Here is a 12704-nt window from a genome sequence, read left to right on the forward strand (position 1 = left end):
TATTTTCTCCACTGGTGTTATTAATTATATTATAAGAGAAGTCCCATCTGTTGTCAATGCCATAAAAAGAAGCGCCAGAAATCACATTGGATGACTGGCGCTTCTTTTTATACTGCTCTGCTTAGTTTACTCATATAAAGGATATTTTTCTGTCAGTTCTTTTACCAGCTGTTTTGCCTCTTCAAGCTTCTGGTCTAAGAGTGTGAAACGGATAGCCTTTGCGATGGCTGCCATATCCTCTTCTTTTAATCCTCTGGTTGTCACAGCCGGTGTTCCGAGACGGAGTCCTGATGTGACGAACGGGGATTTCGGATCGTTTGGTACTGTATTTTTATTACATGTGATATGGACAGAATCTAAAACCTTTTCTGCCTCTTTTCCGGTCAAATCATATTTTTTAAGATCTACCAGCATCAAATGATTGTCTGTTCCGCCGGATACGATGTCAAATCCTTCTTCCATCAATGCTTTTGCAAGTGCTGCCGCATTTTTGACTACCTGTTTTCCGTAGTCCTTGAAGTCATCAGACAATGCCTCTTTAAAGCATACTGCTTTTCCAGCGATCACATGCATCAGCGGACCGCCCTGGATGCCTGGAAAAATAGCTTTGTTGAAATTATATTTTTCATTGATCTCATTGCTGCACAGGATCATGCCGCCGCGAGGACCTCTCAATGTCTTATGGGTAGTTGTGGTTGTCACATGAGCATAAGGGATCGGGCTCTGGTGCACGCCTGCTGCCACCAATCCTGCGATATGTGCCATATCCACCATGAGTACAGCTCCGACTTCGTCAGCGATCTCACGAAACTTCTTAAAATCAATGGATCTTGCGTATGCACTGGCACCTGCGATGATCAGCTTCGGCTTACATTCCTTTGCGATCTCAAGTACATTATCGTAGTCAAGGAATCCCTCATCGTTGACACCGTAAGGTACACAGTTGTAGTATTTTCCTGACATATTGACAGGGCTTCCGTGGGATAAATGTCCGCCGTGGTCCAGGCTCATTCCCATATAAGTATCTCCCGGATTTAAGACAGCGAAAAATACTGCCATGTTAGCCTGGGCTCCGGAGTGGGGCTGAACATTGACATATTCACAGCCAAACAATTCTTTTGCGCGTTCTCTGGCCAGATTTTCTACCACATCCACGAACTCACAACCGCCGTAATATCTCTTTCCAGGATACCCTTCCGCATATTTGTTGGTCAGATGACTGCCCATGGCTGCCATGACTGCTTTTGATACTAAATTCTCAGAAGCAATCAGCTCCAGATTATTTCTCTGTCTGGATAACTCGTCCTGCATTGCCCCGGCAACTTCAGGATCATAATTCTTCACTTCGTTAAAATCGAACATCTCTGTGTCCTCCTATTATATTTATATGTTAATCTTGGAATTGTTCCTTTAACGCTTCCACAGCTGTTTCCACACGGCTTTCTCTGATCAGGACTGTGATCTTGATCTCGGATGTATAGATCATATGGATGTTGACGCCTTTGTTATAAAGGGCTTCAAACATTTTAGATGCTGCCCCTGAGTTTGACATCATTCCCGCACCAACGATGGAGACGATCCCTACGTTTTTGTCGGAGACGATTTCTTTGTATGAGTCTTCCTCAAATGTTTCCTTCAAAGTCTCCACAGCCGCATCAGCATCTGACTTTTTCACAACAAAGGAAATATCCTTGCTGTCTTTTCTTCCGATGGACTGTAGGATCAATTCTACATTGATCCCTTTGTCTGCGATGGCAGTGAACAGTTTTGCCGCAATGCCCGGTTCATGCTTTAATCCCTTGATCGCCACCTGTGCAACATCTGTGTTTGACAACACGCCGCTAAATAACATTTTCTCCATAATCTGCTTCTCCTTATTCCTCGTTCGTATCGTTTTCCTTTATTTCGATTCCAAGCTCATCAAGCTGCACTGTGACCACTCCGCCCGGTGCCTGTGTCATCAGACAGGAAGCATCTTTTACCTTCGGGAATGCAATAACGTCACGGATGCTGTCCTCGCCGGTCATCCACATGACAAGACGGTCCAGGCCGTACGCCAGGCCTGCATGAGGCGGCACCCCGTACTGGAAAGCCTCCAGGAGGAATCCAAACCGTTCATTGGCATCTTCTTCTGTAAATCCAAGAGATTTAAACATTGCCTTCTGGATGTCATCACGGTGGATTCTGACGGAACCTCCGCCCAGCTCTGTACCATTCAGTACAATATCGTAAGCTTTGGCTCTGACCTTACCCGGATCCGTGTCAATGTACTCAAGATCTTCTTCCATCGGCATAGTAAACGGATGATGCATGGCTGTATAGCGGTTCTGTTCTTCGTTCCATTCCAGAAGAGGGAATTCTGTCACCCAAAGGAAATTGTATAGGGATTCATCGATCATATCATACTTCTTACCGATCTCCAGACGGAGATTGCCAAGGACATCATAGACCACAGAGTCCTTGTCCGCAGCAAATAAGAGCAGATCCCCCGGCTTTCCTTCCATGGCGTCGATCAGCGCCGTCATTTCCTCTTCTTTCATAAACTTGGCGAAGGAGGATTTTACACTTCCGTCCTCTTTTAACTGGATATAGGCAAGACCCTTGGCACCGAATTCCTTGGCGAAATCCACAAAGGCGTCAATCTTTTTACGGCCCAGATCTCCGAGTCCCCTGGCGTTTAATCCTCTAACGGAACCTCCGTTTTCCAGTGCCCCTTTAAAGACCATAAAGTCACAGCCGGAAACTGTTTCCGATACATTGACCAGTTCCATTCCAAACCTTGTATCCGGCTTGTCAGAACCAAACCTGTCCATGGCTTCCTGATAGGTGAGACGCTTCATGGGGATCTGTACATCCACGTTAAGCACGTCCTTAAACACTCTCTTAAGCAGCCGTTCATTGACATCGATCACGTCATCCACGTCCACAAAGGACAGCTCCATATCAATCTGTGTAAATTCAGGCTGGCGGTCTGCCCTTAAATCTTCATCCCGGAAGCATTTAGCGATCTGATAGTAGCGGTCTACGCCGGAACACATCAAGAGCTGCTTAAACAGCTGCGGTGACTGTGGAAGCCCATAGAAACTGCCCGGATGTACACGGCTCGGCACCAGATAGTCCCTGGCCCCCTCTGGCGTACTTTTTCCAAGGATTGGGGTTTCTATCTCCAGAAATCCTTCTTCTGCCAAAAAGTCTCTCGCTGTCTTTGTGACCTGGCTGCGGATCAGAAGATTCTTCTGAAGGTTCGGCCTTCTTAAATCCAGGTAGCGGTATTTAAGGCGCAGCTCATCCTTGACTGTCTGTTGATCATCTACAGGAAACGGCGGTGTTTTGGACTCAGAAAGGATCCTTAACTTGGTTACCTTGATCTCTATATCCCCTGTTTTTAAATTTTCATTGATCGCGGCGCTTCGTTTCTGCACTTCTCCTTCTGCCGCGATCACGTATTCGTTCCGCAGGGAATTGGCTTTTTCATAATCGTCGTCTGCCAATGTATCTTCATCAAAAACCAGCTGCAGCAATCCTGAGCGGTCTCTTAAATCAACAAATATAAGACTTCCTAAATTTCTTCTCTTCTGTACCCATCCCATGACGGTTACTTTCTCACCGATATTTTCACGGCTCACTTCTGTACACCTGTGGCTGCGTGATAGCCCGGCCATTGACTCTGCCATGTTGCTTCCTCCTTACATATATTAAACCTGTTTGTCATTATATCATAAGGAATGGTTGAATTTCAATGAAACTTATGAGTTATTTACCACTGTCTCCGTCGCACTTTTAAAATGCGCTCCTCCAGCAATGGTAAATAACTTCCGAAGGCTGCTCCTTTTTCTTTCCCAGTTACTTTATTCAATAGAAAAAAGAGCAGTATCTGCCACCCAACAATTGTTTCTTAAATTCTGTACTTTTAAAGAAAAATGCATTATAATGGTAAATACATAAAAAAGGAGGCAAGTAACATGAGTGAATATGCAATTGTTGCACCAGAGGATTTTGACCAGAGTGCCTTCCGCCTGATTGGGAAGGACTGGATGCTGGTAACCGCCAAAAACAGCGAGGGCAAGATCAACACGATGACCGCATCCTGGGGTGGATTCGGAGTCATGTGGGGCAAGGACGTAGCATTGTCTGTGATCCGTCCGCAGCGCTATACAAAAGAATTTATCGATAATTCTGATACTTTTTCCCTGTCATTTTATGACGAGGCCTTTAAGAAGGATCTGACTTATCTTGGAAGTGTGTCCGGACGGACCGAAGATAAAATCTCAAAGACAAGGCTGACTCCAACCGATGCCAACGGAATTCCGTATTTTGAGGAAGCAAAGATCGTCCTGATGTGTAAAAAGCTGTTTTGCCAGCCCATGGACCCGGAAGGGTTCATAGGAGACGCAAAGGCACTGGATGCACAGTGGTACGCAGATAAAGATTACCATACTTTATATGTGGCAGAGATCGAACAGATCCTCGTAAAACAAGATTAAAACAATAAAATCCGATGGAAACCGTCAGGTCTCCATCGGATTTTATATTTATGTCATAAGAAATTCCTAGTTCTTATATCTGACAAACTTTATGAGGGTTCAGGATATTTTTTGGATCAAAGGCTGCTTTGATTCCCCTCATGATGTTCATGGTTTCTTCCTCAAGGGATTCATTGAGATAAGGTTTTTTGGCATATCCGATCCCATGTTCACCGGACACCTGGCCGTTTAATTCAGCTGCCTTCTGGTAAATCTTATCCATAGCCATCTTCATCCGTTCCTCCCACTGCTCATCGGTGAGATCGTCCTTTAAAATATAGGCATGGAGGTTACCGTCTCCTGCATGACCGAAACTCTTGATCCTGATATCTACCTCATGATGAAGGTTGTGCATATACTCGACCATCTCACTAATCTTATTTCTCGGAACTACCACATCTACCTCATCCATGTAGGTTGTGGATCCCTTAATCGCCTCCAAAAATGCCCCCCTGGCTTTCCAGATGGATTCGTCTCTCTCCTCCGTATCGGAGATGAGCACATCCAACGCCCCCTGGCTTAAACAGAGCTTTGCGACCTTATCATAATCGGCCTCGATCTCTTCCGCTGAATTTCCGTCAAACTTCAGCAGCAAGTAGGCATCCGCCTGATGGTCAGGAAATTTCTTACCCAGATACTCCTCCGCGTCCTCGATGACTTCCCTCTGCATAAACTCAATAGCCGTAGGGATCGACTTAGACTTAATGATTTCCGGCACCGTTTGTATCGCTGAGTTGAGATCTTTAAAAGGTATCAGGAGGCTGATGGCTTTTTTCGGAAGCGGGAGCAGCTTTAAGACAGCTTTCGTGATGATCCCCAGTGTTCCTTCCGAACCGACCATTAAATCCTTCATCGCATATCCAGAGCTGTTCTTAACGATCTTTCCGCCGAATTCCACGATGCTTCCGTTGGGCAGCACCACTTCCAGGCCACGGACATAATCCCTTGTCACTCCGTACTTCACCGCCCTCATTCCACCGGCGTTTGTACTGATATTTCCTCCGATGGTGGCAGATTTTTCACCTGGATCCGGCGGGTAGAAGAAATCGTGTTCCTCCACAAAAGCGGATAATTCCATCAAGAGCACTCCCGGCTCTACTGTGACCGTCAGATTTTCTTCGTCCAGCTCCAGGATCTGGTTCATGAGACTCGTATCAATCATGATGCCATGTTCCATTGCCACGGAAGATCCCACCAATCCAGTGCCCGCTCCTCTTGGGGTGACAGGGATCGTATGCTCATAGGCATAAGACATGATCTTTGAGATTTCCTGGGCATTTGCGGCTTTCACTACCACATCGGGATAACTCTGAGTGCCGGAGAGCTCATCATGGCTGTACTCCTCATTGATATGTTCCCCGGACAAAATCCTCTCGTCATCGTTGATTACTTGTTTTATGTATTCCAGATCTTTCTCATCTAATTTTTTATAATCCATAGTTATGCCCCCTGACTTACTTTGATTTTTTCTATGAACTGAGGAATGATTTCATATAAATCTCCCACCAGGCCGTAGTGTGCTACTTTAAATATAGAAGCTTTCTCATCTTTGTTGATAGCAATGATCTGATCCGAATGGTCCATTCCGGCAACAAACTGAATGGCTCCGGACACGCCACAGGTAATCATCAGTTTCGGCCGGACGGTCCGGCCGCTTAAGCCTACCTGCTTTTTGGCGTCCAGCCATCCGTTTTCTGCCACGGGCCTTGTACATGCCACCTGTCCGCCGAGCAGGTCAGCCAGTTCCGTCAGCATCAAAAGATCCTCTTCTTTTTTGACACCTCGGCCTGCCACCACAAGCACATCGGCAGATTCAATGAATTTTTCCTTTTCCTTTAACACAATGTCCAGTACTTCCACATTGGTCTGAAGTTTTGGTTTGTCAATGGAACATTCTATGATCTCTCCGTGTGCCTCTTCCATCCGTTCTGGGGCATTCATCACCTTGTAGCGCACTGTCGCCATTTGAGGACGGTGGTTTGGCGTGGTGATATGGGCCATGATATTTCCACCGAAAGCCGGGCGTATCTGGGAGAGATCTGTATTTTCGTTCATCTCAAGGATCGTACAGTCCGCCGTAAGACCTGTCTTCATTCTTGCGGCTACCCTCGGAGCCAGCTGTCTGCCCACGGTTGTGGCACCTACTAAAATAGCTGACGGATGCTGTTTCTGTATAAAATCCTCAAACACTGCAGTGTACGGCTCGATCTTAAACCGGTTTAGTTCCGGGTCGTCATACAAGAATACCTGATCGACTCCATAGTGAAGCAGCTCTTCGCTTTCTTCCCTGATTCCGCTTCCGATGAACAGTGCATACACAGGATGGGAGATCTTCCTGGCCAGCTCTCTGGCCTTCCCAATCAGTTCATAAGTCACCGGGTGGATCTTTCCGTCCACATGATCCACATAGACTACGATTCCGTTCCAGGCAGATTTGTCGATCTCCTCTTTCTTCTGGTCCTCCACGTAGGTTACTGCTCCTTCGGGCCCTTTCTTTACGCACAGCTTACACATCTTGCAGGCTGAATTGATCTCCAGTTTTCCGTCCTTTTCTTCCATGGCCCCAAACGGACAGAGCTTGATCATCTCTCCAAGATCATTTATTTTTTCCTGGTTAATTACTAACTTTGCCATATATATTCCCTCCTAAATGAGTGCTTTTACAGCTATCTACGCCGCACTTTAAAATAACATCTTTATTTGACAGTTTGTCTGCTTTCGTAGGATTCTTAGAAACAAGAGGCACCTTTCTTTTGACAGAATCCCTTCTCCAGCAGATATTACCTCCATTTTCTACATGATTGGAGTGAGGCATTCTAAGAGCTGAACGGAAATCATGTGGAAAATGTCATATAAATTTCAGTTCTTTTACTTTGTGAAACAGCTTTTCTGAAAGAATACTGCTCTCCTCGTTCCACAGTTCCCTATGGTGGTTTGTTTCCGGAGGGAAAATCTTTTGGACCTGTGTAGGTGAACCATTCAATCCGTAATGAGTTTCATCCTGGTCATCCATGTCATCCAGACTGAGCATAACGATTTCCGTATCTGCTTTTTCCATTTTTCTCACATAAGATGGAAGTCTTGGCTGAAAAATGTCCTTATCCACTGCTAAGAGACATGGATATGTAATTCTGGTGATCTCAATGTCATCCGGCATATCCATCTCGACTGTGATATTCTGCTCATTAGCCTCGGTAATCTTCCGGACATTGGATACGCTTGGGATGCCAAGCCATTCAGAAATTTCCGGACCGACCTGGGCTGTATCTCCGTCCGTGGTCTGCTTTCCGCAAAGGATCAGGTCAAAATCTCCCATTTTTTTGATTCCCTGTGCCAGAGTGTAGCTTGTTGCCAGCACATCGGCTCCCCCGAATCTCCGGTCAGAAATCAGTGCCCCATGGTCTGCTCCCATGGCATAGGCTTCCCGGATCACCTGTGCTGCCTGAGGAGGCCCCATGGTAATCACACTGACACTTCCTCCCAGTTCTTCTTTTAACTTCATTGCGGTCTCTATGGCATAGAGATCATAAGGGTTCATCTTGGATGCCGCGCCGTTTCTCTTCAGGACACCAGTCTTAGGATCTACTTCCACCTTGTTGGACTCCGGTACCTGCTTGATACAAACTAAAATATTCATATCTTCGTTCCTCCTGCCTTCACGATTGGTCCTACCAATCGTCTGAAAAATAATTGGAAATGATTGTTCATCTCCAGGTTCCTTGTTTTGTGTATTGGCCCTACCAATTTATATTCATTATAAACGTATTTGTATTTTCCGTCTAGTATTATTTTTAAATTCCATTATTTTTGGTCATATTGCACAAATTATCTAGCTTTCATTCGCTCCAAGGTCTTGTTGATAATGTCAAAGTGGTCCTCGATTGCTCTTCTTCCGCCTTCCAGATTCTTTTCGATCATACATTTTGCAATCTCTTTATGAGTCTGCTGAAGCTTTTCTTTGTTGTCATCCTTAAAGATCTCCCGCCTCATATCTGTGATATAGGTGTCCAAAACATCGGACAATGCCTGTAAAATATCAATAATCAAAACATTGCGGGAAGCCTTTGCTATGGCGTAATGAATTTTTTTGTCCCAGATCACACATTCTTCCTCGGTTTTGCCTCTGTCCAAATTTGAGATATACTCACCGATCCTCTGGATCTCCTCCTCGCTGATGTTGTCCACGGCCAGAACAAAGGCCTCCATCTCCAGCGCAAAACGCAGCTGTGTGATGGAACCGTAGTCCAGTTTGTGCAGAATAAACATCATAGACATGGATTCCACCAGATTCTTTTCAAAGTTACAGGAAACATAATTCCCCGCACCCTGTTGGCTTGAGATAAAACCCATCATCTCGAGCATGTGGATCGCCTCGCGTACAGAATTCCGGCTGACGCCAAGGTTCTCTGAAATTTCTCTCTCCGGAGGCAGTTTCTCCCCAATGGTCAGATCATGATTGATGATCTGTTTCTTAATGTGCTCTATCACCTTTTCATATGCTTTTCCCTGCTGCATCTCTATCCCTCTTTCTATGAATACACTTGGAGAAAATTATACCTTTCAGGTATCCCGAAATCAAGGGAATTTGTATTATTTCCGGCTTTTTCATCAGATTTCTGTCTCTTCCTGGCTAAATATCATGTTTTTGGTGTGGAAAGAAGAATCCATGACGTTTTTTGAATATCATGATATAATTGTAAATAAGTATATTAGCATACACGCTGGAGATTTATGGGATGGTAATAAATATGAAAACATTTGAATTTGACGGAGAGAAATATAAAAAGGCTTCAAAGCACCAAAAAGAATGGGGCAATAACCTAATTGACGAATTGTCTTTAACTGGTGATGAGGAAATACTTGATTTAGGCTGCGGAGATGGCGGTTTAACCGAACAGCTGGCTCAATCCGTACCTAGAGGAAGAGTTTTGGGAATTGACGCTTCAGCGGGAATGATTGCTGCTGCCCAAAACCGGCTGAAGTCAAATTTAGTGTTTATGCAAATGGATATTAACACAATCGATTTTCAGAATAGGTTCGATGTTATATTTTCAAATGCAGCTCTACATTGGGTTAAGAACCATGAAAGACTTTTAAGTAATGCTTTTAGAGCATTAAAAGAGAACGGCTTACTCTTATGGGATTTTGCAGGTGATGGGAATTGTTCTAATTTTTTTGAAGTCATGCGAGAAACAATTCATAGTAAAAAATACAAACCATATTTTCGAAACTTTGAATGGCCTTGGTATATGCCGACGAAAAATATTTATGAAAAAATCATAGCAGCTTCTGGTTTTACTACATACAGTATTACAGAAATAAACCGGGATAGGTTTTTTGCAAGTGCGGATGAAATGATAAAATGGATAGACCAGCCGAGTATCGTACCCTTTATAAGCAATATCCCAGAGGAAATGAAAATGGAATTTCGAGATGATGTCATTCAATCAATGATAAAAAAGACATTACAGCCAGATGCTGCTTGCTTTGAAACGTTTCGGCGTATCCATGTAAAAGCAAGCAAAAATTGATGAGGTGAAAAGATGATAACAGGATACTATTGCACCAATATTTTTTCTGAGCACGCAAAAGAACTAATTGAGTTTTATACACTAAAATTGGGAATCCCCATTATGAAAACTGATGATGATAATACAAATGGGGTTTACCTCGGTTTTATCGAACATGCTCCCACTCTTTGTATATGGGATTGCAAAAAATGTAATGTACAGCCGACGGGACATCAGTCCTTTGTTTTTCAAACCCAAAATCTTGATTTAACAATGGAAGATCTAACGGAAAAAGGGCTTACATTGTCCGAAGCCATTCGGTATGATTGGGGAACCTATGAAGTTCGCTTTAACGATCTTGACGGAAACGAAGTCGTGATCGCAGAATTTGTGTAATTGTCAAATTTTAAATATCACAAACAATCGGGAAAGAATTATGAATTATATTATTAGAGAGATAAAACAAAACGAGATTAATCTTCTAGATAATTTTCTATATGAAGCAATCTTTATTCCAAATGGAGTACAGCCGCCGCCGAAAGACATTATAAAGCAGCCAGAGCTGCAAGTATATATATCTTTGTTTGGGAAAAGAATCGGCGATTACGGTTTTGTCGCAGAAGTAGATCATGAAGTTGTTGGTGCTGTATGGGTACGGATCATGGATGATTATGGTCATGTAGATGATAAAACTCCATCATTTGCTATTTCAATTTATAAAGGATATAGAGGTTATGGGATCGGTACAGATCTAATGAAAAGAATGCTTGAACTATTAAAGAAAAACGGATATAAACAGACTTCCTTGGCAGTTCAAAAATCAAATTATGCTGTAAAAATGTATAAGGATTTAGGTTTTTACACGATTGCTGAAAATGATGAAGAATATATAATGATTTGCAAACTTTAAGATGATAAAAATATTCACAGAAGTTATATAAAAGGATGGAGAGGTATAAATGAAAGAAATCATCAACTTTATTGAGACGAATGTGGATGGCAAAACGCTGTTTACAAAGGAATTAGTTTACGAACTGGAAAACGGTGCGTTACAGGGCGTTTACTCTGATCAAATATCCTTTTCTAATCTAAAATACTCCCAGAGTGGATTTCAGTTTGATATGTTTATTATATCCAATGAAAAGATATGGCTCATAGGAAAGGATGAACATCGGGAGAAACTAAGAAAAGATTTTAGTGCTGTATCCCTATTCCGATTTGAGCTGGCAAAGAGAAAAAGCACGAACGATATTACTGGATGTTTTCGTTTCATTTCAGCGTCAGGAAAAAGTGTGGCGGCAGAGGCTATCGTAAGTGGTATTTATGATGTGCGGCTTGAAGATGATGTGCTGAAATTATCAGAAAGCCAGGCATTGTACCGAGATCAGCCGATACAGGAAGAGCGCTTCAAGCCAGTTGCATTTCAGTCAGAACATCGTTTTTATGTCAAAGAGGAAAAGCTACACTATGAATACGATGGCAAATCTTTTGACGTGGATGTAGAAACCATGCAGCGCAACGATAGCTATGATACCTTTCCTCCATTTATTTCAATTGAGAAGTAAATATTAACATGAGGATACCTCCTGCCCTGGAATACTCCTGGGCAGGAGGTGCATTAAGATGGTCAATATGCATTAAGCATAGAAACACGCTGGTTTATTCTGCTTCCTTTCTCTTCTTGATCTCTTCGATCATAACAGGAAGCACATTTACTACATTGCCTACGATGCCGATATTGGCCACTTCAAAAATAGGCGCATCTTCATCTTTGTTGATGGCTACTATATAATCGGAATTCATAATTCCTGAGACATGCTGTGTTGCGCCGGAAATACCGCAGGCGATATAGAGCTTCGGCGCTACGATCTTTCCTGACTGCCCTACCTGGTGGACTCTGGAGATCCATCCGTCTTCGATGGCAGGTCTTGTGGCTCCCACCACTCCGCCCAGCAGATCCGCCAGTTCTTTCACCATGGAAAAGTTTTCTTTGCTTCCCATACCCCGTCCGCCGGACACAATCACCTCGGCGTCTTCCAGGTTGACAGTCTCGGCTATTTCTTTGACCACATCCTTGATGTCCAGATGGATCTTTTCGTCAGAAACTGAAATGTTTCTTTCGGTGATGGTACCCTGGACCGGATTTTCTGCCTTTTTAAAAGCTCCGGATCGCAGCACGGCGATCTGCGGCACAGACTCTTCCAAGGCCACATCCTTTAAGACACATCCCCCGTAGAGAGGACAAGTATAAACAACTTTCCCGTCAGCAAACTTCATATCCATCACATCAGAGACACAGCCTGCTCCAAGTCTTGCCGCCAGTTTCGGGGCAAGATCTTTTCCGTCCTGAGTGCCGCCGACCAGTACCGCAAACGGCTTCTCTTTAGCTGCCACGGCCTCCAAAACGTTTGTATAACGGTCCAGATGGAACATTTTATACTGCGGATCTTCAACCAGGATAACTTCATCCGCACCGGAAGACGCCGCTTTTTCGGCTGCTTCCCGGATCCCGTCTCCAATCATGACCGCAAGGACCTTTCCTCCCAGTTCCCCGGCAATTTGTCTGGCGGGGGAGAGCATTTCCAGGCCGACCTTGACCGGATTTTTTTCCGTGGTTTCGATATAAACCACGATATTCTTATATTCTGTCATATCCATTGTAAACTCCTCC

Annotated in this window: 13 protein-coding genes; 5 read left to right on the plus strand and 8 right to left on the minus strand. The window is 43.9% G+C overall.

What is annotated here, in order from left to right; translation table 11 throughout:
- Positions 1–126: 126 nt before the first annotated feature.
- Genes glyA through aspS form a run of 3 tightly spaced genes read right to left on the minus strand, consistent with a single transcriptional unit; the run spans position 127 to position 3674 of the window.
- Positions 127–1362 carry a serine hydroxymethyltransferase gene (glyA, locus tag AR1Y2_RS09810; protein WP_137328801.1) on the minus strand — a complete coding sequence of 412 codons (1236 nt, stop codon included), beginning with the start codon at positions 1360–1362 and terminating at the stop codon, positions 127–129.
- A 28-nt stretch (positions 1363–1390) separates the two neighbouring features.
- A complete protein-coding gene (locus tag AR1Y2_RS09815; protein WP_137328802.1) occupies positions 1391–1861 on the minus strand; it encodes an ACT domain-containing protein in 471 nt (156 codons plus the stop codon).
- Positions 1862–1874: 13 nt separating this feature from the next.
- Entirely contained in the window at positions 1875–3674 is a 1800-nt protein-coding gene (gene aspS, locus AR1Y2_RS09820) for an aspartate--tRNA ligase (protein WP_137328803.1), read from the minus strand.
- Positions 3675–3962: 288 nt separating this feature from the next.
- Between aspS and AR1Y2_RS09830 the strand changes: the two genes are divergently transcribed.
- Entirely contained in the window at positions 3963–4484 is a 522-nt protein-coding gene (locus tag AR1Y2_RS09830) for a flavin reductase family protein (protein WP_137328804.1), read from the plus strand.
- A 73-nt stretch (positions 4485–4557) separates the two neighbouring features.
- Here AR1Y2_RS09830 and AR1Y2_RS09835 read toward each other — a convergent pair whose 3' ends face one another.
- The 4 genes from AR1Y2_RS09835 to AR1Y2_RS09850 all read right to left on the minus strand — a co-directional run bounded on the left by AR1Y2_RS09835 (position 4558) and on the right by AR1Y2_RS09850 (position 9038).
- Positions 4558–5961, minus strand: coding sequence for an FAD-binding oxidoreductase (locus AR1Y2_RS09835; RefSeq protein WP_137328805.1), 1404 nt, complete (start codon positions 5959–5961; stop codon positions 4558–4560).
- Positions 5962–5963: 2 nt separating this feature from the next.
- Entirely contained in the window at positions 5964–7157 is a 1194-nt protein-coding gene (locus AR1Y2_RS09840; protein ID WP_137328806.1) for an electron transfer flavoprotein subunit alpha, read from the minus strand.
- Between the two features lie 214 nt (positions 7158–7371).
- Positions 7372–8160, minus strand: a complete 789-nt coding sequence (locus tag AR1Y2_RS09845) for an electron transfer flavoprotein subunit beta/FixA family protein (RefSeq protein WP_137328807.1) — start codon at positions 8158–8160, stop codon at positions 7372–7374.
- A gap of 188 nt (positions 8161–8348) precedes the next feature.
- Positions 8349–9038, minus strand: coding sequence for a FadR/GntR family transcriptional regulator (locus AR1Y2_RS09850; RefSeq protein WP_137328808.1), 690 nt, complete (start codon positions 9036–9038; stop codon positions 8349–8351).
- A 221-nt stretch (positions 9039–9259) separates the two neighbouring features.
- Between AR1Y2_RS09850 and AR1Y2_RS09855 the strand changes: the two genes are divergently transcribed.
- From AR1Y2_RS09855 to AR1Y2_RS09870, 4 genes are read left to right on the plus strand one after another with little or no spacing between them, the layout of a single operon-like run.
- Positions 9260–10054: a class I SAM-dependent methyltransferase gene (locus tag AR1Y2_RS09855; RefSeq protein ID WP_137328809.1), complete on the plus strand. Its 795-nt coding sequence runs from the start codon at positions 9260–9262 to the stop codon at positions 10052–10054.
- 12 nt (positions 10055–10066) lie between these two features.
- Positions 10067–10429 (plus strand): VOC family protein, encoded by a 363-nt coding sequence (locus tag AR1Y2_RS09860; RefSeq protein ID WP_137328810.1) that lies wholly within the window; start codon positions 10067–10069, stop codon positions 10427–10429.
- Positions 10430–10469: 40 nt separating this feature from the next.
- Complete coding sequence (locus tag AR1Y2_RS09865) at positions 10470–10943, plus strand: GNAT family N-acetyltransferase (protein WP_137328811.1); 474 nt, start codon at positions 10470–10472, stop codon at positions 10941–10943.
- A gap of 49 nt (positions 10944–10992) precedes the next feature.
- Positions 10993–11598 (plus strand): hypothetical protein, encoded by a 606-nt coding sequence (locus tag AR1Y2_RS09870; protein WP_137328812.1) that lies wholly within the window; start codon positions 10993–10995, stop codon positions 11596–11598.
- 94 nt (positions 11599–11692) lie between these two features.
- Here AR1Y2_RS09870 and AR1Y2_RS09875 read toward each other — a convergent pair whose 3' ends face one another.
- A complete protein-coding gene (locus tag AR1Y2_RS09875) occupies positions 11693–12691 on the minus strand; it encodes an electron transfer flavoprotein subunit alpha/FixB family protein (protein WP_137328813.1) in 999 nt (332 codons plus the stop codon).
- Positions 12692–12704: the final 13 nt, after the last annotated feature.

This window comes from Anaerostipes rhamnosivorans (assembly GCF_005280655.1).
Lineage (GTDB): Bacteria > Bacillota > Clostridia > Lachnospirales > Lachnospiraceae > Anaerostipes > Anaerostipes rhamnosivorans.

Bases quoted from the DNA above. Each gene is read 5' to 3' on its own strand.
- glyA (WP_137328801.1), bottom strand. From the start codon at position 1,362: ATGTTCGATTTTAACGAAGTGAAGAATTATGATCCTGAAGTTGCCGGG.
- AR1Y2_RS09815 (WP_137328802.1), bottom strand. From the start codon at position 1,861: ATGGAGAAAATGTTATTTAGCGGCGTGTTGTCAAACACAGATGTTGCA.
- aspS (WP_137328803.1), bottom strand. From the start codon at position 3,674: ATGGCAGAGTCAATGGCCGGGCTATCACGCAGCCACAGGTGTACAGAA.
- AR1Y2_RS09830 (WP_137328804.1), top strand. From the start codon at position 3,963: ATGAGTGAATATGCAATTGTTGCACCAGAGGATTTTGACCAGAGTGCC.
- AR1Y2_RS09835 (WP_137328805.1), bottom strand. From the start codon at position 5,961: ATGGATTATAAAAAATTAGATGAGAAAGATCTGGAATACATAAAACAA.
- AR1Y2_RS09840 (WP_137328806.1), bottom strand. From the start codon at position 7,157: ATGGCAAAGTTAGTAATTAACCAGGAAAAAATAAATGATCTTGGAGAG.
- AR1Y2_RS09845 (WP_137328807.1), bottom strand. From the start codon at position 8,160: ATGAATATTTTAGTTTGTATCAAGCAGGTACCGGAGTCCAACAAGGTG.
- AR1Y2_RS09850 (WP_137328808.1), bottom strand. From the start codon at position 9,038: ATGCAGCAGGGAAAAGCATATGAAAAGGTGATAGAGCACATTAAGAAA.
- AR1Y2_RS09855 (WP_137328809.1), top strand. From the start codon at position 9,260: ATGGTAATAAATATGAAAACATTTGAATTTGACGGAGAGAAATATAAA.
- AR1Y2_RS09860 (WP_137328810.1), top strand. From the start codon at position 10,067: ATGATAACAGGATACTATTGCACCAATATTTTTTCTGAGCACGCAAAA.
- AR1Y2_RS09865 (WP_137328811.1), top strand. From the start codon at position 10,470: ATGAATTATATTATTAGAGAGATAAAACAAAACGAGATTAATCTTCTA.
- AR1Y2_RS09870 (WP_137328812.1), top strand. From the start codon at position 10,993: ATGAAAGAAATCATCAACTTTATTGAGACGAATGTGGATGGCAAAACG.
- AR1Y2_RS09875 (WP_137328813.1), bottom strand. From the start codon at position 12,691: ATGGATATGACAGAATATAAGAATATCGTGGTTTATATCGAAACCACG.